The 23,729-nt window shown below is 71.3% G+C and carries 23 protein-coding genes; 14 read left to right on the top strand and 9 right to left on the bottom strand.

Annotated elements, in window-relative coordinates:
• Positions 1-40: 40 nt before the first annotated feature.
• From ACFY29_RS02910 to ACFY29_RS02900, 3 genes are all read right to left on the bottom strand, one after another.
• Positions 41-1,072 carry a LacI family DNA-binding transcriptional regulator gene (locus tag ACFY29_RS02910; RefSeq protein WP_386982884.1) on the bottom strand — a complete coding sequence of 344 codons (1,032 nt, stop codon included), beginning with the start codon at positions 1,070-1,072 and terminating at the stop codon, positions 41-43.
• Positions 1,073-1,275: 203 nt separating this feature from the next.
• Positions 1,276-2,499, bottom strand: a complete 1,224-nt coding sequence (locus tag ACFY29_RS02905) for an RNA polymerase sigma factor (RefSeq protein ID WP_386982882.1) — start codon at positions 2,497-2,499, stop codon at positions 1,276-1,278.
• Positions 2,500-2,505: 6 nt separating this feature from the next.
• Positions 2,506-2,916, bottom strand: coding sequence for a hypothetical protein (locus tag ACFY29_RS02900; protein WP_328426566.1), 411 nt, complete (start codon positions 2,914-2,916; stop codon positions 2,506-2,508).
• A 256-nt stretch (positions 2,917-3,172) separates the two neighbouring features.
• Between ACFY29_RS02900 and ACFY29_RS02895 the strand changes: the two genes are divergently transcribed.
• From ACFY29_RS02895 to ACFY29_RS02875, 5 genes are all read left to right on the top strand, one after another.
• Positions 3,173-4,696, top strand: a complete 1,524-nt coding sequence (locus ACFY29_RS02895) for a sugar ABC transporter ATP-binding protein (protein ID WP_386982880.1) — start codon at positions 3,173-3,175, stop codon at positions 4,694-4,696.
• Positions 4,693-5,754 carry an ABC transporter permease gene (locus ACFY29_RS02890; protein WP_386982878.1) on the top strand — a complete coding sequence of 354 codons (1,062 nt, stop codon included), beginning with the start codon at positions 4,693-4,695 and terminating at the stop codon, positions 5,752-5,754. The genes ACFY29_RS02895 and ACFY29_RS02890 overlap by 4 nt, the downstream gene beginning before the upstream one ends.
• Positions 5,744-6,799 (top strand): ABC transporter permease, encoded by a 1,056-nt coding sequence (locus ACFY29_RS02885; protein WP_386982876.1) that lies wholly within the window; start codon positions 5,744-5,746, stop codon positions 6,797-6,799. The genes ACFY29_RS02890 and ACFY29_RS02885 overlap by 11 nt, the downstream gene beginning before the upstream one ends.
• A 37-nt stretch (positions 6,800-6,836) precedes the next feature.
• Complete coding sequence (gene rhaS / locus ACFY29_RS02880; protein WP_355610674.1) at positions 6,837-7,922, top strand: rhamnose ABC transporter substrate-binding protein; 1,086 nt, start codon at positions 6,837-6,839, stop codon at positions 7,920-7,922.
• A gap of 65 nt (positions 7,923-7,987) precedes the next feature.
• Positions 7,988-8,362 (top strand): L-rhamnose mutarotase, encoded by a 375-nt coding sequence (locus ACFY29_RS02875; RefSeq protein WP_386982874.1) that lies wholly within the window; start codon positions 7,988-7,990, stop codon positions 8,360-8,362.
• A 102-nt stretch (positions 8,363-8,464) separates the two neighbouring features.
• On the opposite strand, the gene ACFY29_RS02870 is transcribed toward ACFY29_RS02875, so the two are convergent.
• Positions 8,465-9,577, bottom strand: a complete 1,113-nt coding sequence (locus ACFY29_RS02870) for an RNA-guided endonuclease InsQ/TnpB family protein (RefSeq protein WP_386982872.1) — start codon at positions 9,575-9,577, stop codon at positions 8,465-8,467.
• Between the two features lie 100 nt (positions 9,578-9,677).
• On the opposite strand from ACFY29_RS02870, the gene rhaI reads away from it, so the two are divergent.
• Genes rhaI through ACFY29_RS02840 form a run of 6 tightly spaced genes read left to right on the top strand, consistent with a single transcriptional unit; the run spans position 9,678 to position 17,235 of the window.
• On the top strand, positions 9,678-10,859 hold the full coding sequence (rhaI, locus tag ACFY29_RS02865) for an L-rhamnose isomerase (protein WP_386982870.1): 1,182 nt from the start codon (positions 9,678-9,680) through the stop codon (positions 10,857-10,859).
• A gap of 37 nt (positions 10,860-10,896) precedes the next feature.
• On the top strand, positions 10,897-12,930 hold the full coding sequence (locus tag ACFY29_RS02860) for a bifunctional aldolase/short-chain dehydrogenase (protein ID WP_386984611.1): 2,034 nt from the start codon (positions 10,897-10,899) through the stop codon (positions 12,928-12,930).
• Between the two features lie 30 nt (positions 12,931-12,960).
• Positions 12,961-14,400 (top strand): rhamnulokinase family protein, encoded by a 1,440-nt coding sequence (locus tag ACFY29_RS02855; RefSeq protein WP_386982867.1) that lies wholly within the window; start codon positions 12,961-12,963, stop codon positions 14,398-14,400.
• 2 nt (positions 14,401-14,402) lie between these two features.
• Complete coding sequence (locus ACFY29_RS02850) at positions 14,403-15,185, top strand: (Fe-S)-binding protein (protein WP_386982865.1); 783 nt, start codon at positions 14,403-14,405, stop codon at positions 15,183-15,185.
• A 17-nt stretch (positions 15,186-15,202) separates the two neighbouring features.
• Entirely contained in the window at positions 15,203-16,636 is a 1,434-nt protein-coding gene (locus tag ACFY29_RS02845) for a LutB/LldF family L-lactate oxidation iron-sulfur protein (protein ID WP_386984609.1), read from the top strand.
• Positions 16,633-17,235 (top strand): lactate utilization protein C, encoded by a 603-nt coding sequence (locus ACFY29_RS02840; protein ID WP_386982863.1) that lies wholly within the window; start codon positions 16,633-16,635, stop codon positions 17,233-17,235. The genes ACFY29_RS02845 and ACFY29_RS02840 overlap by 4 nt, the downstream gene beginning before the upstream one ends.
• Before the next feature lie 23 nt (positions 17,236-17,258).
• Here ACFY29_RS02840 and trxA read toward each other — a convergent pair whose 3' ends face one another.
• The 5 genes from trxA to shbA form a co-directional block, all read right to left on the bottom strand.
• A complete protein-coding gene (gene trxA / locus ACFY29_RS02835; protein ID WP_386982862.1) occupies positions 17,259-17,603 on the bottom strand; it encodes a thioredoxin in 345 nt (114 codons plus the stop codon).
• Positions 17,576-17,965, bottom strand: coding sequence for a MerR family transcriptional regulator (locus ACFY29_RS02830; protein WP_386982860.1), 390 nt, complete (start codon positions 17,963-17,965; stop codon positions 17,576-17,578). Before ACFY29_RS02830 ends, trxA begins: the two co-directional genes overlap by 28 nt.
• A 72-nt stretch (positions 17,966-18,037) precedes the next feature.
• The gene (locus ACFY29_RS02825; RefSeq protein ID WP_386982859.1) at positions 18,038-19,243 is read right to left on the bottom strand and encodes a D-alanyl-D-alanine carboxypeptidase family protein; all 1,206 of its coding nucleotides are present in this window, start codon (positions 19,241-19,243) and stop codon (positions 18,038-18,040) included.
• A gap of 278 nt (positions 19,244-19,521) precedes the next feature.
• A complete protein-coding gene (locus ACFY29_RS02820; protein ID WP_386982857.1) occupies positions 19,522-20,400 on the bottom strand; it encodes a hypothetical protein in 879 nt (292 codons plus the stop codon).
• Positions 20,397-20,975: an RNA polymerase sigma factor ShbA gene (gene shbA / locus ACFY29_RS02815; RefSeq protein WP_386982855.1), complete on the bottom strand. Its 579-nt coding sequence runs from the start codon at positions 20,973-20,975 to the stop codon at positions 20,397-20,399. The genes ACFY29_RS02820 and shbA overlap by 4 nt, the downstream gene beginning before the upstream one ends.
• A gap of 165 nt (positions 20,976-21,140) precedes the next feature.
• Here shbA and ACFY29_RS02810 point away from each other — a divergent pair, with 165 nt between their 5' ends.
• The 3 genes from ACFY29_RS02810 to ACFY29_RS02800 are packed head-to-tail and all read left to right on the top strand — an operon-like array spanning position 21,141 to position 23,729.
• Positions 21,141-22,157 carry an ABC transporter ATP-binding protein gene (locus ACFY29_RS02810; RefSeq protein ID WP_386982853.1) on the top strand — a complete coding sequence of 339 codons (1,017 nt, stop codon included), beginning with the start codon at positions 21,141-21,143 and terminating at the stop codon, positions 22,155-22,157.
• Positions 22,154-22,924: an ABC transporter permease gene (locus tag ACFY29_RS02805; RefSeq protein ID WP_363754157.1), complete on the top strand. Its 771-nt coding sequence runs from the start codon at positions 22,154-22,156 to the stop codon at positions 22,922-22,924. Before ACFY29_RS02810 ends, ACFY29_RS02805 begins: the two co-directional genes overlap by 4 nt.
• A gap of 10 nt (positions 22,925-22,934) precedes the next feature.
• Positions 22,935-23,729 (top strand): MlaE family ABC transporter permease, encoded by a 795-nt coding sequence (locus ACFY29_RS02800; RefSeq protein ID WP_386984607.1) that lies wholly within the window; start codon positions 22,935-22,937, stop codon positions 23,727-23,729.

Genomic DNA, 23,729 nt, shown 5'->3' with positions numbered 1-23,729 from the left:
GGCAACCGCCCGGCTCCTCGTCGTCGAGGAGCGGCCGTCGTCAGCGCCGGGTGCGCCGGGGTTGGTCGCTGGAGCGGCGGACGACCAGCTCCGGCTGGAACACCACGTGCCGGTGCTGGTGCCTGTCGCCGGCCTCGGCCTCCTCCAGCAGCAGCTGCGCGGCGGTACGGCCGAGCTGGTCGCGGGGCTGGCGCACCGACGACAGCGGCACCGCGGCCGCGTCGGCGAACTCGATGTCGTCGTACCCGACGATGGCCACGTCGGCCGGCACCCGCAGGCCGCGCGCGGTCAGCTCCTGGAGTACGCCGAGGGCGATCAGGTCGTTGGCGCAGAAGACGGCGGTGGGGCGCTGCCGGGCCGGCAGCGTCAGCAGCTCCTCGGCGGCGCGCCGGCCGGCGGCGACGGTCAGGCTGGTGGTCACCGCCACCCGGAGCTCGGCGTCGCTGCCCCGTTCCTCCAGGGCTGCGGCAGCGCCGGCGTGCCGATCGGCGACCTGGGCGATGGAGAGCGGGCCGCCGAGGTAGGCGATGCGGTGGTGGCCCTGGTCCAGCAGATGGTCCATGGCGAGCCGGCCGCCGAGGACGTCGTCGACCGCCACCGAGCACCGGTTCACCCGGCCGGTGCCCCGGTCCACCAGCACCACCGGGATGCCCCGGTCGATGAGCCTGTCCAGGTTGGGCTGGGGGCCGTGGTCGACGGGGGTGATGAGCACACCACGGACCCGCTGCTCCTCCAGCAGCTCCAGGTGGCGGCGCTCGCGGGCGCCGTCCTCGCCGCTGTTGCAGACGACGAGCATGGCGCCGGCTTCCTCGATGACCTGTTCGGCGCCCCGGACCACATCGGTGAAGAACGGGTTGGCCACGTCCAGCACGACGATGGCGACGGTGCGGCTGTGCCCGGCGCGCAGTTGACGCGCGGAGTCGTTGCGGACGTAGCCGAGGGTGGTGATGGCGTCGAGCACCCGCTGGCGGGTGGCCGGGGCGACCATGTCGGGCCGGTTGAGCACGTTGCTCACCGTGCCGAGAGAGACGCCGGCGTGCCGGGCGACCTCCTTGATGTTCGCCGTTGCCATGGCTCCCTCGACGCTCCGTACGGTGGTCGCGGCCCCACGCCCGGCGCGGGCTTCGCGGTCGCGGCGATCCCCGAACGTGTCGCGCGGGACGGCTCGACCGGGTCGCCCCGGCAGTGTATAGCTGCTAAAACGTTTCATCCAGCCGAGCCGCGCCGCCGCGCAGCGGATCGCACGTCTTCATCTCGGCCGCCGTTCGTCCGACATCACGTTCCGGGAGCCGATCCGCTGGCGGGACAAGCTCGCGCGTGGGCGGCCTGGCGGACCAGGTGGTCGCGCTCGGCGACGTTCGTGGCCCGGCGGGCCGCCTCTGCGTACGCCGAGGCGGCGGCGGGCAGGTCGCCGTCGAGCTCGTGCAGGTGCCCGCGCACGGCGTGCCACCGGTGCCGCTCGCCGATCACCTCGCGCAGCCGGTCCGTCTCGCGCAGCCCGGCGGCGGCACCGAGGACGTGGCCGACCGCGACCGCGCGGCCGAGTACCGCGGCGGGGTCCTGGCGCACGGGGTCGTCGGTCAGTGCGACGAGGTCGTCGTACCAGGCGAGGATCTGCGGCCAGTCGGTCTCCTCGGCGCTCGCCGCGTCGTCGTGCAGGGCGGCGATCGCGGCCTCGACCTGGTAGCGGCCCGGGCGCCGCTCTTCGGTCTGCATGGCGAGCGCCGACTGCAGGACGCGCACGCCCTCGGCGATCTCGCGCGTGTCCCACCGGCCGCGGTCCTGCCGGTCGAGCGTGACGATCCGGCCCTCGGGGTCGAGCCGCGCCGGGAGCCGGGCGTGGTTCAGCAGCATCAGCGCGAGCAGCCCACGCGCCTCGGGCTCCTCCGTGGCCAGGGTGAGTTGGCGGGCGAGCCGGATCGCCTCGCCGGCCAGGTCCACCCGGCCCGCGTGGCCGGCGGTGTAGACGAGGTAGAGCACGCGCAGCACGACGGCGAGGTCGCCGGGCTGGTCCAGGCGGCGCCCGCGCAGGGTGCGCTTGGCGCGGCTGATCCGCTGCGCCATCGTCGCCTCGGGGACGTAGAAGGCGTCGGCGATCTCCCGGGTGGTGAGGCCGCCGACGGCGCGGAGGGTCAGCGCCACCTGGGACGCGGGCGCGAGGTCCGGGTGACAGCAGCAGAAGAGCAGGAAGAGGGTGTCGTCGCCCTCCTCCGTGGCGGCCGGCCGCGGCTGCGCGTACGTCGTCTCCTCGCGGCGGTGTCGGGCGACTGCGCTGCGGTGGGCGTCGACAAGCCTCCGCGTCGCGACCGTGGTCAGCCACGCGCGCGGGTCGCGAGGCGGATGCTCGGGCCAGACCCGGAGCGCCTCCAGCAGCGCCTCCTGGAGCGCGTCCTCGGCGGCGTCGAAGCCCTCGCCCCGGCGGACCAGGCCCGCGAGTACCCGCGGGACGAGGGCCCGCAACGCGCCCTCGTCCCGTCGTTGCACCGGTTCGTCGGTCACGCCGGGTCAGTCCTCCGACGGCGTTCCGGACATGACCTCCCGGACGTCGATCCACTCGTACAGCGGCGTGCCGCCGGGGCCGGGCTCGGAGGACACGTACGCCGCGAGCTCGACCGCGCGCTCGTGGGACTCGACATCGATCATGTACCAGCCCGCAGCCAGGTCGCTGGTCTCGGGGTGCGGGCCGTCGGTGGTGACGGGCGCCGCGTCCGGACCGCCGTAGCGCACCCAGGTGCGTGCCGGCGTGAGCGCCTGCGCGTCGACGTACTCGCCGTTCTTCTCGAGCAGCTCGCTGACGTGCCGGAGGAAGGCCATGTGCGCCTCCACGTCCTCGGGCGCCCACTGGTCCATCGGGGGCACGGGACGGTGCGGCTCCGGGCCGCCGCGGTAGTGCTTGAGGAGCAGGTACTTCGGCATCGTGGTCTCCTGGTGTCGTGGGCCGCGCCCGTCGAGGCCCTTCATCTGGTGAGCGGAGCCGGCCGGCGCTTCTCGACATCATGCCGCTCGTAAAAAGCGAAGAGCTGACGAACAGTCCCGGTCGGCCGCCGCCGTTGCCGGCGGAGGCACGGTGCATCAGCAACAGGGAAGAAATCACGGCGAAACTCTTGACGCTCTCGAAGGCCGGCCCCTACGGTCCATGCACGACTCATGAAACGATTCAGGAGGGGATCGGATGACCGCCGACGCACCAGGCACGGACAGCGCTCCGCTGCTGGTCCTCGACGGCGTGACGAAGTCCTTCGGGGCCGTCGCCGCGCTGCGCGGGGTGCACCTGGCGCTGCACTCCGGCGAGGCCCACGCCCTGGTCGGCGAGAACGGGGCGGGCAAGTCCACCCTGGTCAAGATTCTGGCCGGCGCGCACGCACCGGACTCCGGCGGGATGACCCTGGACGGGCAACCGCTGCGGCTGCGCGGTCCCGCCGACGCCCGGGCCGCCGGCATCGCGGTCATCTACCAGGAGCCGACGCTCTTCCCGGACCTGTCCGTGGCGGAGAACATCTTCATGGGCCGGCAACCGCTGCGCGGCCTGCGTCGCATCGACACCGCGGCGATGAACCGCGACGCCGAGCGACTGTTTCAGCGGCTGGGGGTCCGGATCGACCCGACCCGCCCCGCGCGTGGGCTCTCCATCGCCGACCAGCAGCTCGTCGAGATCGCCAAGGCGATCTCGTTCGACGCCCGCGTCCTGGTCATGGACGAGCCCACCGCCGCGCTCTCCGGTGTGGAGGTCGAGCGGCTCTTCGCGGTCGCCCGGTCGCTCTGCGAGGGTGGGGCGGCGGTGCTGTTCATCTCGCACCGGTTCAACGAGGTGTTCGACCTGTGCCACCGCATCACCGTGCTGCGCGACGGCGCCTGGGTCTCCAGCGACCACGCCGCCGACCTGAGCGTCGACGAGGTGGTGCGGCGGATGGTCGGCCGGGACGTCTCCTCGCTCTATCCGAAGCAGGACGCTGAGCTGCGGGACACCCTGCTCGAGGTCCGCGGGCTGACCCGCGCCGGTGTCTTCACCGACGTGTCGTTCTCCGTCCGCGGCGGGGAGATCGTCGCACTCGCCGGGCTGGTCGGCGCGGGGCGCAGCGAGGTCGCCCGCGCCGTCTTCGGCGTCGACCGCTACGACACCGGCGCGGTGCTGGTCGCCGGCCGGGCCGTCCCGGCGGGGAACCCGGGCCGGGCGATTGCCGCCGGCATGGCGCTGGTCCCCGAGGACCGACGGCAGCAGGGCCTGGTCATGGAGCTGTCGGTGGAGCGCAATGCCACCCTGGCCCGCCGCCGGGCACTGAGCCGGCTGGGCCTGCTGCTCGGCGGTGCGGAGCGTGCCGAGGCCCGCCAGTGGACGCGGCGGCTACAGGTGAAGGCCTCCCGGCTCGGCGCGCCCGTGGCGACCCTCTCCGGAGGCAACCAGCAGAAGGTCGTGCTCGCCAAGTGGCTGGCCACCGAACCACGGGTCCTGATCATCGACGAACCCACCCGTGGCATCGACGTCGGCACCAAGTCCGAGGTGCACCGGCTGCTCTCGGAGCTGGCCGGCGAGGGCCTGGCGATCCTCATGATCAGCAGCGAACTGCCCGAGGTGCTCGGCATGGCCGACCGGGTCCTGGTCATGCACGAGGGACGACTGGTCCGCGAGCTGCCCCGGGCCGAGGCGGACGAGACCTCCATCATGTTCGCCGCCACCGGTCAAGGAGCGACCGCATGAGCCTCACCGACGCCGGCGCTCCCGAACGGGCCGCCGGGAACGCCCCGACCGACCCCGGTCGGCAGCGCCGTGGCCTCACCGAGCGGCTGCTCGCCGTACGCGAGCTGAGCCTGCTGATCGCGCTCGGCGTGCTGGTCCTGGTGACCACCCTGCGCAATGATCGGTTCCTGAGCGGCCAGAGCATCAAGGACCTGCTGCTGGGCTGCGCGATCCTGGTGATCCTGGCGGTCGGCCAGACCCTGGTCATCGTCACCCGCAACGTCGACCTCTCGGTCGGCTCGATCCTGGGTCTGGTCGCCTTCGCCACCGGCTCGCTGTTCCTCTCCGCACCCGGTACGCCGTGGCCCGTGGCGCTCGTCGTGGGTGTCGCGCTGGGCGCGCTGTGCGGCGCGGTCAACGGCGGCCTGATCGCGGTGGCCCGGGTGCCCGCCCTGGTGATCACGCTCGGCACCCTCTACGCCTTCCGCGGCGTCGACTACTACTGGGCGTCCGGCCGGCAGATCAACGCCGCCGACATGCCCCCGTCGTTCCTGCGGCTGGGCAACCAGACGGTGCTCGGCGTACCCGTGCTGTTCCTCGTCGCGCTGGTCATCGTCGTCGCCGTCGGCTTCTACCTGCGCTCCTACCGCAGCGGCCGGGAGCTGTACGCGATCGGCTCCGAACCGGCCGCCGCCCGGCTCTCCGGCATCCCGGTGGGTCGACGGGTGTTCGCCGTGTTCGTCGCCAACGGCGCGCTCGCCGGGCTCGCCGGCGTGCTGTACGCGGCCCGGTTCGGCACCCTCGACGCGGCCGCCGGCACCGGCCTGGAACTCCAGGTCGTCGCCGCCGCCGTGGTCGGCGGGGTGGCGATCTTCGGCGGCAGCGGCAGCGCCTACGGCGCGGCGCTCGGCGCCGTGCTGCTGACCACGATCGGCAGCTCGCTCGCCGTCCTGCGCATCGACCCGTTCTGGCAGCAGGCCGTGGTCGGCGCACTCATCCTCGCCGCCATCGGGCTGGACCGGCTCCTGGCCCTGCGGGTGGCGGCCCGGCTCCGAGGGAGAAGCGCGCATGGCGCATGACAGCCTGTACGCCGCACCGCCCACCGCCGAGGCCGAGCCCGGCGCGGGCCGCCTCGCCAGCCTGCGCGGGCTGCTCGGCTCCTGGGACGCGGTGATCGTCGCCGCCGTCGTGGTGGCCATGCTGGTCGCCAGCCTGACCGTGGAGAACTTCGCCACCGGCCGCAACGCCCAGTTCCTGTTGCTCGACCTGATGCCGCTGGCTCTCATCGCGCTGCCGATGACCCTGATCGTGATCACCGGCGAGATCGACCTCTCGGTGGCCAGCATGGTCGGCCTGTGCAGCACCCTGATGGGGCAGCTCTGGCTCTCCGGTGGACTGTCCCTGGAGCTGATCTGCGTCCTCGTGGTGCTGCTGGGCGCCGTGCTCGGCGCGGTGAACGGCCTCTTCGTCACCGGCTTCGGTCTGCCGTCGCTGGCGGTGACCATCGGCACGCTCGCCCTCTACCGGGGGCTGTCCTTCGTCGTGCTCGGCGACCAGGCGGTCGCGGACTTCCCGGCCGACTGGACCGCCGCCGTGGTGCGCAACATTCCCGGCACGTCGATCCCGGTCGTGGTGGTGCCGCTGCTGGTGCTCGCCGTGATCTTCGGGGTCGTGCTGCACGCCACCGCGGCCGGTCGCGCGCTCTACGCCATGGGCAACAACGACCAGGCCGCCACCTTCACCGGCGTCTCGGTGGCCCGGACGAAGTTCTGGCTCTTCGTGGTCTCCGGTGCGGTGTGCGGGCTGGTCGGCATCCTCTGGACCCTGCGGTACGCCAGCGCCCGTGGCGACAACGCCACCGGCCTGGAGTTGACCGTGGTGACCGCCGTGCTGCTCGGCGGTGTCTCGATCTTCGGCGGTCGGGGCGCGCTGCTCGGTGTGCTGGCCGGCGTGCTGCTCCTCGGCGTCCTGCGCAACGCGCTGCAACTCGCCGACGTCGACGCCAACGCGCTGACGATCGTCACCGGCAGCCTGCTCATCGCATCCGTCGTGCTGCCCAACGCCGTCGCGGACATCCGCGCCCGGCTGCACCGTCGACGACAGCGGCACCCCGTCGCTTCGTGACGTCCCCCGCGTACCAACCACCCCCGGAAGGATGACGATGTCCGCGTACCGCAGAGGCCTCCGTGTCGGGGCCACCAGCCTCACCCTCGCCGCACTGCTGCTCAGCGCCGCTGCCTGTGGCGGCACAACCCGGGACAACTCCAACAACGATGCCGGCGCTGGCAACCAGGCGAGCGGCGCCGCCAATCCCGACGCCGCCATCAAGGAAGGGCTGAAGATCGCCTTCCTGCCGAAGGCGCTGAACAACCCCTACTTCACCGTCTCGGACAACGGCGGCAAGGACGCGGTCACCGAGATCAAGGGCGAGTTCAAGGAGGTCGGCCCCTCCGAGGCCAGCGCCTCGTCCCAGGTCAGCTACATCAACACCCTGTCCCAGCAGGGCATGGACGTGATCGTCACCTCGGCCAACGACCCGAACGCGATCTGCGGGGCGCTCAACCAGGCCAAGGCGGCCGGCGCGAAGATCGTCACCTTCGACTCCGACACCAAGCCGGAGTGCCGCCAGATCTTCGTCAACCAGGTGACCGCCGAGGGCATCGCCGAGAACCAGGTCAAGCTCATCTCGCAGCAGATCGGCGGCGAAGGCGAGATCGCCATCCTCTCCGCCACCGCCAACGCGACCAACCAGAACGCCTGGATCGCGCTCATGAAGGAAGAGCTGAAGAAGCCCGAGTACAGCAAGATCAAGCTGGTCACCGTGGCGTACGGCAACGACGACGACCAGAAGTCCTTCCAGGAGACCCAGGGTCTGCTGCAGTCGTACCCCAACCTCAAGGGCATCATCTCCCCGACCACGGTCGGTGTCGCGGCGGCCGGCCGCTACCTCAGCGGGTCGCAGTACAAGGGCAAGGTCAAGCTGACCGGGCTGGGCACCCCGAACCAGATGCGCCAGTACGTCAAGGACGGCACCGTCGACGCGTTCGCCCTGTGGAGCCCGGCCGACCTCGGTTACCTCGCGGCGTACGCCGGAGCGGCACTGGCCTCCGGCCAGATCACCGGCGCCGAGGGCGACAAGTTCAAGGCCGGCAAGCTCGGCGAGTTCACCGTCGGCAAGGACGGTGTGGTCATCCTCGGCCCGCCCACCGTCTTCGACAAGAGCAACATCGACCAGTTCCAGTTCTGACCGCTCTCCCGGTCGGTGCCGGCGCACGCCGCGCCGCACCGACCGGGGGAGCCGACGGGAGAACCATGCCCCGCGTCTGCTTCACCCTCCAGGTCGACCCGGACCGACTGGACGAATACCGCGCCCGCCACTCGCGGGTCTGGCCGGAGATGCTCACCGCCCTGGCCGAGAGCGGCTGGCACGACTACTCGCTCTTCCTCCGCGAGGACGGCCTGCTCGTGGGCTACCTGGTAACCGACGACTTCGCGGCGGCCCAGGCCGCCATGCAGGAAAGCGACGTCAACGCCCGCTGGCAGGCGGAGATGGCGCCGTACTTCGTCGACCTCGACAACGGCGCCCCCGACCGCGCCATGCGGCCGTTGGACGAGGTCTTCAACCTTGAGGCGCAGCTCGTTGCGCAGAGAGACGGGAGAAACACCTTGACATCCTCCCGGCCCTAAAGAGCCGGGATTCCCCACGGTCACCCGTGAGGGTTCCTGTTTCATCGCCGACTGCCCGCGAGGAGAACTCCTTTGAGGTCTTACGTCAGCTCCACAGGCGTTTTACCTCTCCGCCAGCCCGGCGGCGAGGATGTTCTTGGCTGCGTTGACGTCCCGGTCATGAACCGCTCCGCACCCGGGGCAGGTCCACGACCGGACGGCAAGTGGCATGGTGGTGTTGATTCGGCCACACGTCGAGCAGGTCTTGGACGACGGATACCACCGGTCGATGGCGACCACCTTCCGTCCGTACCAGGCGGCCTTGTACTCCAGCATCCCGCGCAGGTCCGACCAGGCCGCGTCGGAGATGGCGCGGGCCAGGCTGTGGTTGCGGAGCATGTTGCGCACGCTGAGGTCTTCGATCACGACCGTTTGGTTCTCGCGGACGAGTCGGGTGGTCAGCTTCTGCAGGTGGTCCCGTCGTCGGTCGGCGATCCGGGCGTGCACGCGGGCGACCTTGACCCGGGCCTTAGCCCGATTCTCGGAGCCTTTGGCCTTGCGGGCCAGGCTCCGTTGGGCCTTGGCCAGCTTCTTGCGGTCGGCCCGCTCGTGCTTGGGGTTGGCAACCTTCTCCCCGGTGGACAGTGTGACCAGGGTGGCGATCCCGGCGTCCACCCCGACGGACGACCCGACCGCCGGCAGGGGCTGCACGGAGGGGTCCTCGACGAGCAAGGACACGAACCACCGGCCGGCGGCGTCGCGGGACACCGTGACCGTGGACGGCTCCGCACCATCGGGCAGCGGTCGGGACCAAACGATGGAAAGAGGCGTGTCCATCTTGGCCAGGATGAGCTGCCCGTCGCGCCACCGCAACGCCGACCGGGTGTACTCGGCCGACGCACGGGACCTGCGCTTGGACTTGAACCGCGGGTACCGGGACCGCTTGTCCCAGAATGCAGCGAAGGCGCCCTGGAGATGCCGCAAGCTCTGCTGGAGCGGGACCGAGGACACCTCGTTGAGGAACGCCAGATCCTCGGTGCGCTTCCACTCGGTCAGCATCGCGGAAGTCTGCACGTAGGTGGTCCGTTCACGGTCCACCGCCCATGCCCGGGTCCGCGCCTCCAGCGCAAGGTTGTAGACCTTGCGCACGCACCCGAACGTTCGGTTCAGCTGATCGGCCTGTTCGGGGCTCGGATAGAAGCGGTACTTGAACGCACGCTTCACCAGCTCACCCACGCCTCACACTTTAGCAATGCATTCTGTAATCCGAGACTTGAGAGGGGGGAGCGGCGTTTCCTCCCGGCCCTGAACGGCCGGGTTCCACGCCGCGAACCAGATGACGCAGCATGACGCCCAGACCTTCGAGCGGGTCAAGCAAGCCCTGCGCGGCCAGCGCATCGAGACCCCGTCCTGGGCGTACGCCAACTCCGGAACCCGGTTCAAGGTGTTCCCGCAGGAGGGCGTGCCGCGCAATCCGTACGAGAAGATCGCCGACGCGGCGGTGGTGCACCAGCTCACCGGCGTCGCACCGACGGTGGCCCTGCACATCCCGTGGGACCGCGTCGACGACTACGCCGACCTGGCCGCGTACGCGGGGGACCACGGAGTCAGCCTGGGCGCGATCAACGCCAACGTCTTCCAGGACAACGACTACAAGCTGGGCAGTGTCACCAACCCGGATCCGGGTGTGCGCCGCAAGGCGATCGACCATCTGCTCGAGTGCGTGGACATCATGGACCGCACCGGCTCCCGCGACCTGAAGCTCTGGTTCTCCGACGGCACCAACTACCCGGGCCAGGACGACATCCGAGCCCGGCAGGACCGGCTCGCGACGGCGCTGCGCGAGACCTACGACCGGCTCGGCGACAACCAACGGCTGCTGCTGGAGTACAAGCTGTTCGAGCCGGCCTTCTACGCCACCGACGTGCCGGACTGGGGCACCGCGTACGCGCACTGCCTGGAGCTGGGCCCGAAGGCGCAGGTGGTCATCGACACCGGGCACCACGCGCCGGGCACCAACATCGAGTTCATCGTGGCGATCCTGCTGCGCGCCGGGAAGCTCGGCGCCTTCGACTTCAACTCCCGCTTCTACGCCGACGACGACCTGATGGTCGGTTCCGCGGACCCGTTCCAGCTGTTCCGGATCATGCACGAGATCGTCCGGGGCGACGCGCTGGCGCCGGAGGCCGGCATCGCCTTCATGCTCGACCAGTGTCACAACATCGAGCCGAAGATCCCGGCCATCATCCGCTCGGTGCTCAACGTGCAGGAGGCGACGGCCAAGGCGCTGCTCGTCGACCCGGACGCGCTCGCCGCCGCGCAGCGGACCGGCGACGTGCTCGGCGCCAACGCCGCGCTGATGGACGCGTACAACACCGACGTCCGGCCGCTGCTCGCCGAGCTTCGGACGGACCTGGGCCTGGACCCGGACCCGATGGCCGCGTACGCCCGCTCCGGATACTTCGACAGGATCCGCGCCGAACGCGCCGACGGCCAGCAGGCCGGCTGGGGCGCCTGACCACACCGAAGAAACGCAGACTGGGGACGTGAGGACGATGCAATCCGAGGTTCAGGCGCTGATCGCGCGCAGCAACCGGCTCGGTGCCGACCCGACGACGACGAACTACGCCGGGGGCAACACCTCCGCGAAGGGCGAGGACACCGATCCGGTTACCGGCGGCCCCGTCGAGCTGCTCTGGGTCAAGGGCTCCGGCGGTGACCTCGGCACCCTCACCCGGGCCGGTCTGGCGGCGCTGCGGCTGGACCGGCTCCGTGCCCTCGTCGACGTCTATCCCGGCATCGAGCGGGAGGACGAGATGGTCGCCGCCTTCGACTACTGCCTGCACGGTCGGGGCGGGGCGGCGCCGTCCATCGACACCGCGATGCACGGACTGGTCGACGCGGCGCACGTCGATCACCTGCATCCCGACGCCGGCATCGCGATCGCCGCGGCCGCCGACGGGCCGGAGCTGACCAAGGAGATCTTCGGCGACCGGGTGTTGTGGGTCCCGTGGCGGCGGCCCGGCTTCCAACTCGGCCTGGACATCGCCGCGGTGGCGCGGGCCAACCCGCAGGCGATCGGCGTGATCCTCGGCGGGCACGGCATCACCGCGTGGGGCACGACCAGCGACGAGTGCGAGCGCAACTCGCTGGAGATCATCCGGTCCGCGCAGGCGTTCCTCGACCAGCGGGGCAAGGCCGAACCGCTCGGCCCGGTCATCAGCGGCTACGAACCGCTGCCAACCGACGAACGACGGCGGCGGGCAGCGGCGCTGTTCCCGGTGCTGCGTGGCCTCGCGTCCACCGATCGACCGCAGGTGGGTCACTTCACCGACAGTGACGTGGTGCTCGACTTCGTCGCGCGGGAGAGGCACCCCGCGCTCGCTGCCCTCGGCACCTCCTGCCCGGACCACTTCCTGCGCACCAAGGTCCGCCCGATGGTGCTCGACCTGCCACCCGCCGCGCCGCTCGACGACCTGATCGCCCGTCTCAAGGAGCTGCACGCCTCCTACCGCGACGACTACCGCGCCTACTACGAGCGGCACGCCACCCCGGACAGCCCTCCGATGCGCGGCGCCGACCCGGCCGTCGTACTGGTACCGGGTGTGGGCATGTTCAGCTTCGGTGCCAACAAGCAGACCGCCCGGGTCGCCGGGGAGTTCTACGTCAACGCCATCAACGTCATGCGTGGCGCCGAGTCGGTGTCGAGGTACGCGCCGATCGACGAGGCCGAGAAGTTCCGGATCGAGTACTGGGCACTGGAGGAGGCGAAGCTCCAGCGCATGCCGAAGCCGAAGGCCCTCGCCACGCGGATCGCGTTCGTCACCGGCGGTGGCTCCGGCATCGGCCGGGCGATCGCCCACCGGCTCGCCGCCGAGGGCGCCTGCGTCGTGGTCGCCGACCGGGACGCGGGGGCGGCCGCCGCCGTCGCCGCGGAGATCGGCAGCACCGACGTGGCGGTCGCCGTCGCCGCCGACGTCAGCGACGGTGACGCCGTGGCCGCCGCCCTGCGCGAGGCGGTGCTGGCCTTCGGCGGGGTGGACCTGGTCGTGAACAATGCCGGGCTGTCGCTGTCCAAGTCGCTGCTGGAGACGACCGAGGCCGACTGGGACGTCCAGCACGACGTGATGGCAAAGGGCTCCTTCCTCGTCTCCCGGGAGGCCGCGCGGGTGCTGCTGGCGCAGGGGATGGGCGGAGACCTCGTCTACATCTCCAGCAAGAACTCCCTGTTCGCCGGCCCGAACAACGTGGCCTACGGTGCGGCCAAGGCCGATCAGGCCCACCAGGTCCGGCTGCTCGCCGCCGAACTCGGCGGCCACGGCATCCGGGTCAACGGCGTCAACCCGGACGGGGTGGTCCGCGGCTCCGGCATCTTCGCCGGTGGTTGGGGTGCCAAGCGGGCCGCCGTCTACGGCGTGCCGGAGGAGAAGCTCGGTGAGTTCTACGCCCAGCGCACGCTGCTCAAGCGGGAGGTGCTGCCCGAACACGTCGCCAACGCGGTCTTCGTGCTCACCGGCGGGGAGCTGTCGCACACGACGGGGATGCACATCCCGGTGGACGCCGGGGTCGCCGCGGCCTTCCTCCGCTGAGTACGGTTCAGCGGAGATGAGGACGAAGTGGTGAGTGCGGCCGCGCACCTCGCCGCCGTGGACGTCGGTGCGTCCAGCGGCCGGGTGATGGTCGCGCGCGTCAGCCCCGGAAAGCTGGAGCTGACCGAGGCGCACCGGTTCCGCAACGAGCCGGTGCGGGTGGCGGGCACCCTGCACTGGGACATCCTGGCGCTCTACCGCGGCGTCCTCGACGGCCTGCACGCCGCCGGTCCGGTCGCCAGCATCGGCATCGACACCTGGGCGGTGGACTACGGGCTGCTCGACGCCACCGGTGCGCTGCTCGGCAATCCGGTGCACTACCGCGACGGGCGTACCGACGGCGTCGGCGACCGGGTGGCGAAACAGTTGGGGCAGGAACGGCTCTACACCACGACCGGGCTGCAGCACCTGCCGTTCAACACCCTCTACCAACTCGTCGCCGCCGCCAACACGCCGCAGCTGGACATGGCGCACCGGCTGCTGCTGGTCCCGGACCTCATCGCGTACTGGCTCACCGGCGAGGTCGGCGCCGAGGTCACCAACGCCTCCACCACCCAGCTGTACGACCTGCGTCGCCGCGCCTGGGCGACCGACCTGATGGCCGACGCGGGGATCCGCCGCGAGCTGTTCCCGCCGCTGCGGGAGCCGGGCACGCGGATCGGCCCGGCCCTGCCCGCACTGGGCCTGCCCGGAGACCCCGCCGTGGTGGCGGTGGGATCACACGACACCGCGTCCGCCGTGGTGGGCGTGCCGGCAGCCGGTGAACACTTCGCCTACATCTCCTGCGGCACCTGGTCGCTGGTCGGGGTCGAGCTCGACGCCCCGGTGCTCAGCGAGCCGAGCCGGCGGGCGAACTTCACCAACGAGTCCGGCGTCGACGGCACGATCCGCTACCTGCGCAACGTGATGGGCCTGTGGCCACTACAGGAGTCGCTGCGCACCTGGGGCACCACCGATCTGGCCGCCCTGCTCCGGCAGGCGGCCCGGGAGCCGGCCTTCCGCTCCGTCGTGGATCCGGACGACCCCGCGTTCCTGCCACCCGGCGACATGCCCACCCGCATCGCCGATGCCTGCCGCCGTACCGGCGAGCCGGTGCCGGTGACCCGGGCGGCCACGGTCCGGTGCATCCTCGACAGCCTCGCGCTGGCGCACCGGCGCGCCGTCCGTCAGGCGCAACTGCTCGCCGGTCGCCACGTCGACGCCGTGCACGTCGTCGGCGGCGGGGCTCGCAACGAACTCCTGTGCCAGCTCACCGCCGACGCCTGCGGCCTGCCGGTGCTCGCCGGGCCGGTCGAGGCCACCGCGCTGGGCAACGTACTCGTGCAGGCCCGCGCTCTCGGCATCGTCGGCGGCGACCTGTCGGCGCTGCGGGCCGTGCTACGCGAGACCCAGCAGATCGTGCGCTACGAGCCACGGGGCGCCGAGACGACGTGGCGGGCGGCAGCCCAGCGTCTCGGATGGGAGGACTGAGGATGCGAATAGCGCTGTTCGTCACCTGCCTGGCCGACACCATGTTCCCCGAGGCGGCCAAGGCGACGGTGCGGCTCCTGGAACGGCTCGGTCACGAGGTCGTCTTTCCGCAGGACCAGACCTGCTGCGGGCAGATGCACATCAACACCGGGTATCCGGACGACGCGCTGCGGCTGGTACGCCGGCACGTGCGGACCTTCGCCCCGTACGACGTGGTGGTCGCCCCCTCCGGCTCGTGCGTCGGTTCGGTGCGGCACCAGCACGCGATGGTGGCCCGCAGGGCCGGCGACGAGCGGTTGGCCAGTCGAGCCGAGGAGGTCGCCAGCCGCACGTACGAGCTGTCGGAGCTGCTCGTCGACGTGCTCGGGGTGACCGACGTCGGCGCCTTCTATCCGCACCGGGTGACGTACCACCCGACCTGCCACTCCCTGCGGATGATCCGGGTGGGAGACAAGCCGCTGCGGCTGCTGCGTCAGGTCCGCGGCCTGGACCTGGTGGAGCTGCCGCAGGCCGAGGAGTGCTGCGGCTTCGGCGGCACGTTCGCCGTGAAGAACGCGGACACCTCGACGGCGATGCTGGCCGACAAGATGCGCCACGTGCTGGCCACCCGGGCTGACGTCTGCACCGCCGGGGACGCGTCCTGTTTGATGCACATCGGCGGTGGACTGTCCCGCCTCCGGGCCGGAGTGCGGACCGTGCACCTCGCGGAGATCCTGGCCAGCACCGAGCCCACCGGCAACCCGGTCGAGCAGGCGCAGCGGCAGACCGGCGGGGTGCGGGCGTGACCCGGACCTTCCTCGGTATGCCCGCCACCGCGCCGCGCGGCGTCGGACACCTGCGCGGCGAGGAGCCCTTCCCGGTCGCGGCCCGGCGGAGCCTCGCCGACGCCCAACTGCGCCGCAACCTCGGCCACGCCACCGCCACCATCCGCGCCAAGTCGGCAGCGGTCATCGACGAGGTCCCCGACTGGCAGGAGCTGCGGGAGGCCGGGCGGGCCATCAAGACCGACACGATGGCCCGGCTGCCCGAGCTGCTCCAACAGTTGGAGGCGGCGGTCACCGCGGCCGGCGGCACCGTGCACTGGGCCGCCGACGCCGTCGAGGCCAACCGGATCGTCACCGACCTGGTCAGGGCCACCGGCAGCGACCGGGTCATGAAGGTCAAGTCGATGGCCACCCAGGAGATCGGCCTCAACGAGGCACTGGAGGCGGCCGGCATCGAACCGGTGGAAACCGACCTCGCCGAGCTGATCGTCCAACTCGGGCGGGACAAGCCCAGCCACATCCTGGTACCCGCGATCCACCGCAACCGCGCGGAGATCCGTGAGATCTTCCTGCGCGAGATGCCCGGCGTCGACCCGGCGCTGACCGACGACCCGGCGATCCTGGCGGCCGCGGCCCGCCGTCACCTGCGTCGTACGTTCCTCAGCACCCGCGTCGCGGTCTCCGGGGCGAACTTCGCGGTGGCCGAGACCGGCACCCTCGCGGTGGTCGAGTCCGAGGGCAACGGCCGGATGTGCCTCACCCTGCCGGACACTCTGATCACCGTGATGGGCATCGAGAAGGTCATCCCGACCTGGGCCGACCTTGAGGTGTTCCTGCAACTGCTGCCCCGGGCCTCCACCGGCGAGCGGATGAACCCGTACACCTCCATGTGGACCGGCGTCACGCCGGACGACGGGCCACAGGACTTTCACCTCGTGCTGCTGGACAACGGGCGGAGCGCGGTTCTCGCCGACGAGGTCGGTCGCCAGGCGCTGCACTGCATCCGATGCTCCGCCTGCCTCAACGTCTGTCCCGTCTACGAGCGCACCGGTGGGCACGCGTACGGCTCCGTCTACCCCGGGCCGATCGGTGCCGTGCTGTCACCGCAGCTGACTGGCGTGGAGGACAACGCCTCCCTGCCCTACGCCTCCTCGCTCTGCGGCGCGTGCTTCGACGCCTGCCCGGTGAAGATCGATATCCCGTCGATCCTGGTGCACCTCCGCGCCCAGCACGTGGCGGCCTACCGGAGTGAGCATCGCCTGCCGAGCGCCGAGGCGATCACCATGGCCGCCGCCGCGTACACCATGGACCACCCGGCGATGTACGAGGCCGCGCAGCGCGCCTCGCGGGCCGCCCGTCTCGCCGGCCGGCGAGGCCGCGGCCTGCCCCCGCCGCTGTCCGGCTGGACCATCGGCCGCGACCTGCCGCAGCCGCCGCCGCAGACGTTCCGCGAATGGTGGGCGCAGCGATGACCTCCCGTGAGTTGATCCTCGGCCGCCTCCGTGCGGCTCTCGGCGCGACGCCGACCACCTCCGGCGACGTGCCGCGGGGCTACCGGCCAGCCGGCGGTGCCGTGGACCTCGACGTGCTGGTGCACCGGCTCACCGACTACCGGGCCACCGTGCACCGGTGTGCCGACGGCGAGGTGGCGCAGGCCGTCGACACGATCCTTGGTGGCCGACGCGTCGTCGTCCCGCCCGGGCTGCCCCGGCACTGGTTGCCCGACACCGTCGACGTGCTGACCGACGACAACCTCCCGAGGGAACAGGTCGCGGCGGCCGACGGGGTGGTCACCGCGGCGGCGGTCGCCGTCGCCGAGACCGGGACGGTCATCCTCGACGCGGCCCCCGACCAGGGGCGGCGGGTCATCACACTGCTGCCCGACGTGCACATCTGCGTCCTGCGTACCGATCAGGTCGTCGCGGGTGTCCCGGACGCCCTCGCGCGTCTCGACCCGCACCGCCCGCTCACCTGGATCAGCGGGCCGTCCGCCACCAGCGACATCGAACTCAACCGGGTCGAGGGCGTGCACGGCCCCCGGCACCTGCACGTGGTGCTCGTACCCCGCTGAACCGCACCGGCGGTAGGCCCGCGTTACAACTCGGCCTGTGCGGTCAGGGTCTGTCGCAGGTAGCTCTTCGGCCTCGACCCCACGGTCGATCCGACGACCTCGCCCCGGCGGAACACCAGCAGCGTCGGCAGGGACATGACGCCGTAGTTGCGCGTGGCCGTCGGGTTCTCGTCGGAGTTGAGCTTGGCCACGACCATCCGGTCGCCGAACTCCTGGGCCAGCTCGGCGAGGCTCTTCTCAATCGCCTTGCAGGGCGGGCACCACTCCGCCCAGAAGTCGACCACCACCGGCCGGTCGCTGGCCAGCACCAGTTCGGTGAACGTGTCGTCGGTGACGGTGACTAGCGAGCCAATTTCCGTTTGGGGCATGTTTCCTCCCGGTGCGCGATGGCATGGGCGAGCTGGGTGTGTAGCTGTTGGCGTACGGCGCCGAGCCGGTCGATGACGGCGTCGACCTCGACGAGCTTGCGTCGCAGGACCAGCACCGAGTCCGGGCAGACGTCGCCGGACGTGTTGCCGGCCCGAAGACAGGCCACGAACGGACGGACGTCGTCGAGGCCGAAGCCGACAGCGAGCAGCCCTCGGATCTCACGGACGACCCGGAGCTCCGCCTCGTCGTACACCCGGTAGCCGTTGGCGGAGCGCTGTGCCCGTACCAACCCGTGTGCCTCGTAGTAGCGCAGGGTGCGCGTACTCGTGCCGGCACGCTCAGCCAGTTCGCCGATCAGCATCCGACCTCCTCCACCAGCCCGTCGCAAGCACGCTAAACCTTGTCGCCAGCGTCAAGGCAAGGCGGCGGCTCGCTACCGTCGGGCGGCTTGCTGCCGCGCAGCTCTGCGTCGCCACGGGGCGGCCAGGATCAGGACGGCCAGCAGGACGGCAGTGCCAAGGCTCAGCCCGGTGAGCAGCGGGATCGAGGATTCCTCGGCCTGAGCATGACGCTCGCCCTTGACCGGGACCACTGGGCTGTCGTGCTTCTTCTCCTCGGGCGTGACCAGTTGTCCGACGGACGCGTGGGGCGGCAGGGCGAAGCCCCAGTTGAGCAGGGCCGCCGCCTCTCCGAGACTCCCCAGCGGAGCGGTCTCCGCTCCGAGCAGGGTCACCGCCAGCCGTCGACCGTTGCGTTCGGCCACACCGACGTACGTCTGACGAGCCAGGTCGGTGAAGCCCGTCTTCCCCCCGAGTGTCCCGGGATAGTTGCCCAGCAGCGTGTTGTCGTGAGTGATGGCGAATGCCGGGTTTCTCGGCTGTGCCGGTATCTGCGCGACCCTCGTTGCGATGTATCGCCGGAAGTCCTCCCTGGCGAAGGTGGCCCGCGCGATCAGCGCGAGGTCGTATGCGCTGGTGTACTGGCCGGGGCCGTCCAGGCCGGAAGGCGTCGCGGCGTGGGTCTGGTTCGCGCGCAGTCGACGTGCTTCGTCGTTCATCGCCTCGACCCCGCCCGGCCTACCCGCGGCGCCGCCGCCGACCCGAGCCAGCACGTTGGCCGCGTCGTTTCCCGATTTGAGCAGGAGCCCCAGCCACAGGCTCTCGACGGAGTACCGGCCACCCTCGACGACCCCCATCAGCGAGCTGGCTGGGTCGAGATCGCGCAGATCCGCCCTGGTCACCTCCACCATCTGGGCCGGATCGAGGCGGGGCATCAGGGACGCCGCCAGCAGCAGCTTCTGCACGCTGGCCGGCGTTCGGAGCTCGTGGGGGCCGCACCCACCCAGGACCTCACCACTGTTGAGGTCGGCCACGAGCCATGAGGTGGCGGTCAGTGCCGGCGTCATCGGCGCACCCGCGGGAATGGCCAGCCCTGCCGTCGCCAGCGCCTGCCCGCCGACCGCCCGGTCGGTGGGGTCGACCGGTGGTGGGGACGGTATGGCGGGCGGCGGCGCCGGCGGCTTCACGGCCGGGCACGGCACGGACGGCGCGGCCACCGCCGGTGTTGGTGGCAGGACCGCCACCGCGGGCAGGACCAGGATGGCGTTGAGCGCCACTGCGGTAAACCGATAGTCGGTCACGTTAACGAACGGTAATCGTCAACGAGGCTGGCGCGGTCCGATTGGCGAAAGCGCGAGGGGTGACCTGGGCAAAGGCGCCGGCGAAGGCATCGGCCGCAGCGACGGGGCATTGCGTTCGGGCAGGCCGTCTGGGTCGTTACCGTCCGAGATGACGTCGTCTATACGTCTTTTCTGCGAGACGGTATTGGTTGTTCACAAAAGCGCCATCGCTGCTTGTAATGGGCAGCGCTTCGCGCCGTGGGTCTACCGGAGCACGGTGGCCGTCTACGGCGGGGAGGTCAGCCGAGCAGATCGCCGGTCGGCAGTGGCAGCGGCAGTCCGGGTAGCGACGGCAACACCGACGGGAGCGGCACCGACGGCAGCGGCAGTCGTGGCAGCGTCGGGTTGGCGCCGGCTGTCGGCGAGTCCGTCGGCGCGGGACGCGGTGGCGCTGGTGCCGTCCCGCCCGGTGTCGCGGCGCCGGAGGGCTCGGGGGCGGCGGCCGTCGACGCCGCGGGTGACGGCGTCGGTGCCAGCGGGGACGTCGCGCAGCGGGGCCAGTCGGGGCATCCGTGCGCGGCCAGGTCCCGTAGGACGGCATCGATGTCGGCGCGCAGGCGGGTGGCGTCGGCCGGGTCGGTGATCCTGCCCAGGTCCCGCTGGGCCTGGTCGATCAGCTGTCGGGCCTCGTCGTACCGTCCCGCCGCGACGGCCTCGCGGGCGAGGCCGGTGGTGTGTTCGACGCCGAGCACCTCCGCCCGTTCGGGATGGAGAACCTTGGTCAGCGACCACAGCGGACTGGTCGGCCCGGCGTCGCGGCTGGCGACCCCCAGCCCCGTCGCCAGCATGAGGGCGGTGACCACGGCGGCGGCCAACCCCAGGGCTCGCCGTCCGAGCGGTTGCCACCGGGGCGGGCCGGGGACGGGGCCGGTGGGGGCGCCGGCCCGGAGCTTCCGGACCCGACGGTCGGGAGGTGGCGGGTCGGCGCGGACTGCGCCGTCGACCACGGTGTCCGGCAGGTCGGCGGTGACGTCGGCGCGCCAGGCGGCCAGCATCGCCGTGAGGCCGTCGGTGTCGGCCACCTGCTCGCCGCGGCCGAGCGCGGCGAGGAGCAGGTCGTCATGGTCGATCGCGGCGAGGTCCAACTCCTCGCCACCGTCCGGCCGGGGCTCGCTCATGCCGCCACCTCGTCAAGTCCGTCGCCGGCAAGCGTACGGAGCCGGGCCAGGGCACGGGACTGGGCCACCCGTACGGCCGGCGCCGACATGCCGAGGATCGAGCCGACTTCCTCGGCGGTGAGACCGACCGCCACCCGGAGGGTGATGATCTCCCGTTGGACGTCGGGGAGGCGGTGCAGCAGCACCGAGAGTCGGCGGGCCAGATCGGTGGCGACAGCCTGCTGCTCCGGACCCGGTGTGGTGTCCGCCTGCTCAAGGTGGGCGTCGGGGACGGCGATGGCGGCGCCGCGGACCGCCGCGCGCAGGGCGTCGGCGACCTTGTTCGCGGCGATGGCAAAGACGAACGCGGAGAACGGCCTGCCCTGGTCGCGATAGCGGGGAAGGGCCTTCAACACCGCCAGGCAGACCTCCTGGGCGACGTCGTCGGCGGTGGTGTACGCCCCACCGACGCGGCCCAGCCGGGCCCGGCAGTAGCGGACCAGCCCCGGCCGAACGGTGGTGAGCAGGGCAGCGAGCGCCGCCCGGTCACCGTGGGCGGCCAGGTGGACGAGCTCTGGCTCGATCGTTGTGGTCATGGGGACGCGAGACACCTTCGTTACCGGCCGGTTAACCGCACGCTATCGAGACGTACGCCACTTTGCCTAGTTCACCTTCGGTGTTGGTGGCGTAGCGCAAAGAAGTTGTTGCGTCCGGCCGGATCGCCGCGATGTCTCAGGTAGCGACCCGGGAAGGGAGGGCGGATGGGCGTCGAGGTGGCGGTGCAGGGGCTGACCAAGTCCTTCGGTGGCCAGCCGGTCTGGTCGGACGTCAGCCTGACCCTGCCGGCCGGCGAGATATCCGTGCTGCTAGGCCCGTCCGGCACCGGCAAGTCGGTGTTCCTCAAGACCCTGGTGGGGCTGCTACGCCCCGACGCCGGGTCGATCTGGATCGAGGGCAAGGACCTGCCCCGGCTCTCGGAGCGGGCGTTGTACGAGGTGCGCAAGCTGTTCGGGGTGCTGTTCCAGGATGGCGCGCTGTTCGGCTCGATGACGATCTACGACAACGTGGCCTTCCCGCTGCGGGAGCACACCCGCAAGTCCGAGTCCCAGATCCGCGAGGTGGTCACCGAGAAGCTCGACATGGTCGGCCTGGTCGGCGCCGAGAAGAAACTGCCGGGGGAGATCTCCGGTGGGATGCGCAAGCGGGCCGGCCTGGCCCGCGCGCTCGTGCTTGACCCTCGCATCGTCCTGTTCGACGAGCCCGACTCCGGATTGGACCCGGTTCGCACCGCGTACCTGAACCAGCTGATCATCGATCTGAACCAGCGGACCGGGGCGACCTTTCTGATCGTCACGCACGACATCAACACCGCGCGCACGGTGCCCGACAACATCGGCCTGATCTACCACGGGCACCTGGCCATGTTCGGGTCGCGGGAGATGCTGCTGTCCAGCACCGAGCCGGTGGTGCGGCAGTTCCTCAACGCCCAGCGGATCGGACCGATCGGCATGGCCGAGGAGAAGGACGCCGAGGAGCTGCGAGCGGAGGCGGACGCCGGCGTGGAACTGCCGCCGCTGCCGCCCATCCCGCTGCAGCTGCCGCCGTCGGACGGACTGCCCCGCGCCGCCGAGCGGCCACCGGGGCAGTGGTGCCGGGAGCACGGCGTCACCCCGCCACCCGGCTCCTTCGCCGGGCTACGCGACGCCGAAGAGCCCACCGTCGCGCTGAACGGACCGCCGGCCGGGGACGGGCGGCAGGGAGCGGGGGTCCCCGGATGAGCGGCCCCGTCACCGCCGTACGGCACACCGGGGAGTTCTTCGCGTTCTGCCTGGACACACTGCGCGGCCTCGGCCGGCGACCGGTGCAGGTCCGCGAGTTCGTCCAGCAGGCCTGGTTCATCAGCTCGGTGTCGATCCTGCCCGCCGCGCTCGTCTCCATCCCCTTTGGCGCGGTCATCGCGTTGCAGCTCGGCTCGCTGGTCCGTCAGCTCGGGGCGCAGTCGTTCACCGGCGCGGCGTCGGTGCTCGCGGTGGTCCGTGAGGCGGGGCCGATCGTCACCGCGCTGATCATCGCCGGCGCGGGTGGCTCGGCGATCTGCGCCGATCTCGGCTCTCGGAAGATCCGCGAGGAGCTCGACGCGATGCAGGTGCTGGGCATCGATCCCATCCACCGCCTCGTGGTGCCCCGGGTGCTCGCCTCGATGCTGGTCGCCGTGCTGCTCAACGGCCTGGTCAGCGTGGTCGGGGTGACGGGTGGCTACCTGTTCAACGTGGTCCTGCAGGGCGGCACACCCGGCGCGTACCTGGCCAGCTTCCAGGCCCTGGGGCAACTGCCCGACCTGCTGGTGGGTGAGGTCAAGGCGCTGCTGTTCGGCGCTGCCGCCGCGCTGGTCGCCTCGTACAAGGGGATGACCGCCAAGGGCGGCCCGAAGGGGGTCGGCGACGCGGTCAACCAGAGCGTGGTGATCACCTTCATGCTGCTGTTCGCGCTGAACTTCATCGTCACGGCCGTGTACTTCCAGGTCGTACCGCAGAAGGGAAGCTGACGTGCTGGTGCTGCGGTACCTCGACAACCTGGGCGGACAGCTCGCCTTCTACCTGCGGGCGTTCGCCTGGGCGCCGCGAACGGTGCGTCGCTACAAGCGTGAGGTGATACGGCTGCTGGCGGAGGTGAGCTTCGGCTCCGGCGCGCTCGCCGTGCTCGGCGGCACCGTCGGTGTCATCTGCTTCCTGACGTTCTTCACCGGCACCGAGGTCGGACTGCAGGGCTACCAGGCGCTCAACCAGCTCGGCAGCAGCGCCTTCACCGGTTTCGTCTCGGCGTACTTCAACACTCGGGAGATCTCCCCGCTGGTCGCGGCGCTGGCCCTGTCGGCCACCGTGGGCTGCGGGTTCACCGCCCAGCTCGGGGCGATGCGGATCTCCGAGGAGGTGGACGCACTCGAGGTGATGGGGGTGCCCTCGCTGCCGTTCCTGGTCACCACCCGCATGATCGCCGGATTCCTCGCGGTCATCCCGCTGTACGTGGTGGGGCTGCTCGCCAGCTACCTGGCCACCCGCACCATCGCCGTGCACTACTACGGCCAGTCGGCCGGCACCTACGACTACTACTTCCACCTGTTCCTGCCACCCGAGGACGTGCTCTGGTCCTTCGGCAAGGTGCTCGTGTTCAGCGTGATCGTGGTGCTGGTGCACTGCTACTACGGCTACACCGCCAGCGGCGGGCCCGCCGGCGTCGGCGTCGCGGTCGGACGGGCCGTCCGGCTCGCCATCGTCGCGGTCAACATCGTCGATTTCTTCCTGTCGCTGGCCATCTGGGGCGCGACCACCACCGTCCGGATCGCGGGGTGA

The sequence above is a fragment of the Micromonospora sp. NPDC000668 genome (assembly GCF_042897975.1).
Lineage (GTDB): Bacteria > Actinomycetota > Actinomycetes > Mycobacteriales > Micromonosporaceae > Micromonospora.
Note: the sequence above shows the minus strand (reverse complement) of the source record. Positions and strands in the feature narration are given on the sequence as shown.

Bases quoted from the DNA above. Each gene is read 5' to 3' on its own strand.
- ACFY29_RS02810 (WP_386982853.1), top strand. From the start codon at position 21,141: ATGGGCGTCGAGGTGGCGGTGCAGGGGCTGACCAAGTCCTTCGGTGGC.
- ACFY29_RS02885 (WP_386982876.1), top strand. From the start codon at position 5,744: ATGGCGCATGACAGCCTGTACGCCGCACCGCCCACCGCCGAGGCCGAG.
- ACFY29_RS02845 (WP_386984609.1), top strand. From the start codon at position 15,203: ATGCCCGCCACCGCGCCGCGCGGCGTCGGACACCTGCGCGGCGAGGAG.
- rhaI (WP_386982870.1), top strand. From the start codon at position 9,678: ATGACGCAGCATGACGCCCAGACCTTCGAGCGGGTCAAGCAAGCCCTG.
- ACFY29_RS02890 (WP_386982878.1), top strand. From the start codon at position 4,693: ATGAGCCTCACCGACGCCGGCGCTCCCGAACGGGCCGCCGGGAACGCC.
- ACFY29_RS02820 (WP_386982857.1), bottom strand. From the start codon at position 20,400: ATGAGCGAGCCCCGGCCGGACGGTGGCGAGGAGTTGGACCTCGCCGCG.
- rhaS (WP_355610674.1), top strand. From the start codon at position 6,837: ATGTCCGCGTACCGCAGAGGCCTCCGTGTCGGGGCCACCAGCCTCACC.
- ACFY29_RS02895 (WP_386982880.1), top strand. From the start codon at position 3,173: ATGACCGCCGACGCACCAGGCACGGACAGCGCTCCGCTGCTGGTCCTC.
- ACFY29_RS02840 (WP_386982863.1), top strand. From the start codon at position 16,633: ATGACCTCCCGTGAGTTGATCCTCGGCCGCCTCCGTGCGGCTCTCGGC.
- shbA (WP_386982855.1), bottom strand. From the start codon at position 20,975: ATGACCACAACGATCGAGCCAGAGCTCGTCCACCTGGCCGCCCACGGT.
- ACFY29_RS02830 (WP_386982860.1), bottom strand. From the start codon at position 17,965: ATGCTGATCGGCGAACTGGCTGAGCGTGCCGGCACGAGTACGCGCACC.
- ACFY29_RS02875 (WP_386982874.1), top strand. From the start codon at position 7,988: ATGCCCCGCGTCTGCTTCACCCTCCAGGTCGACCCGGACCGACTGGAC.
- ACFY29_RS02850 (WP_386982865.1), top strand. From the start codon at position 14,403: ATGCGAATAGCGCTGTTCGTCACCTGCCTGGCCGACACCATGTTCCCC.
- ACFY29_RS02900 (WP_328426566.1), bottom strand. From the start codon at position 2,916: ATGCCGAAGTACCTGCTCCTCAAGCACTACCGCGGCGGCCCGGAGCCG.
- trxA (WP_386982862.1), bottom strand. From the start codon at position 17,603: ATGCCCCAAACGGAAATTGGCTCGCTAGTCACCGTCACCGACGACACG.
- ACFY29_RS02805 (WP_363754157.1), top strand. From the start codon at position 22,154: ATGAGCGGCCCCGTCACCGCCGTACGGCACACCGGGGAGTTCTTCGCG.
- ACFY29_RS02910 (WP_386982884.1), bottom strand. From the start codon at position 1,072: ATGGCAACGGCGAACATCAAGGAGGTCGCCCGGCACGCCGGCGTCTCT.
- ACFY29_RS02860 (WP_386984611.1), top strand. From the start codon at position 10,897: ATGCAATCCGAGGTTCAGGCGCTGATCGCGCGCAGCAACCGGCTCGGT.